Genomic DNA, 1,529 nt, shown 5'->3' on the forward strand with positions numbered 1-1,529 from the left:
AGGGCATGAACAAAGCCCGAAACCATCCCGGTTTCACCTTTCTCCATCATTACCATGAATATGCGCAAAGTGCAAGGGAGCCTTATGGCTATACGCAGTTCTTGGAGCATTACAGGCGCAAGTACGCCAAGATAAAAGGTTCGATGAAGCTCGAGCACGAGGCCGGAAAGGAGATGTTCATCGACTATGCGGGGAAGAAACTGCATATCGTCGACAGGGAAACGGGGGAACTGCTCCCGGTCGAGGTCTTCGTGGCGATACTCCCCAACAGCCAGTATACGTACGTGGAGGCCTGCAAGAGCCAAAAACGCGGGGACCTGATCGGCTCTTGCGAAAACGCCCTGCATTTTTATGGGGGCGTCCCCAAGGCCATCGTATCGGACAACCTGAAGTCCGCGGTAAGCCGGGCCAGTAAATATGAGGCGGACATAAACCGGGGCTTCAAGGATTTTGCCCGGCACTACGACTGTGTGATCAACCCGGCACGGGGATATTCGCCACAGGATAAGGCCTTGGTGGAAAATGCGGTCCATCTGGCCTATCAACGTATCTATTACCCCTTACGGGAGATGACCTTTTTCTCCCTGGAAGACCTGAACCGGGAGATAGGACGATTATTGGAACGGTATAACGATCTGTTGTTCAAGCGAAAGGAGGCCAGCCGCCTGGAACTCTTCCAATCCGTGGAGCGGGCATATCTAAAACCCTTGCCCGCCGCACGATATGAGATAAAGGAGTACTGCAGGGGAAAAGTACAGAAAATGGGGTATGTATATTTTTCCCCGGACAAGTCCTACTATAGCGTTCCCTATCGGTATATCGGCAGGGAGACCGCTATCCATTATACCAAGAACATGGTGGAGGTCCATTACAACCGCCAGCGCATCGCACTGCACCCGCGTAACGGCTCCAAAGGGTCATATAACACCAAGAAGGACCACCTGAGCAGTACCCACAGATATTATAGCGATTGGAGCCCGGAGTTCTTCAGGACCAAGGCGACCGCCCACGGCGGCCACGTTGCGGCGTGTGTGGAACAGATCATCGCCAATGTCGACTATCCGGAGATAGGCTACAAACGTGCCATAGGGGTCATACAGCTTCATAAGGCCTACGGCTCGAGGCGGTTGGACAATGCCTGTAAAAGGGCATTGCAGGCCGATGCGGTCAGCTATAAACGCATCCAGAACATCCTGAGGAACAACCTGGACGAAAGTTCCCTGTTCTTCCGGGACCTGGAAGAGGACAAGTCCCATATACCCGAGCACCGGAACATAAGGGGGGCCTCCAATTATAAATAGAACGTAAAACTTAAATATATTGACAATGAACAACAATCAGACCATCGAAAAATTGAGGGAAATGCGCCTGGGGGCAATGGCGGAACTGCACGCGGCCCACCTAAGGGACAACCGCATCGACAAAAGCACCGCCGACGAATATCTGGCACTGCTGACCGACCACCAATGGGAGGACCGGCAGAACCGTAAGATCGAACGGCTCCTGAAACTTGCGGGGTTCAAACAGCC

1 protein-coding gene and 1 pseudogene are annotated in these 1,529 nt (G+C 53.0%); both read left to right on the forward strand.

Annotation, left to right across the window (positions count from 1 at the left end; genetic code table 11):
• Nucleotides 1–1,301 (forward strand): IS21 family transposase (gene istA, locus BLT07_RS20540; RefSeq protein ID WP_139205193.1); only part of this gene is annotated, 1,301 nt, incomplete at its 5' end.
• 25 nt (nt 1,302–1,326) lie between these two features.
• Nucleotides 1,327–1,529, forward strand: a pseudogene (locus BLT07_RS20545) (ATP-binding protein); the annotation flags it as partial.

It is taken from the genome of Pricia antarctica, from assembly GCF_900101815.1.
Taxonomy (GTDB): domain Bacteria; phylum Bacteroidota; class Bacteroidia; order Flavobacteriales; family Flavobacteriaceae; genus Pricia; species Pricia antarctica.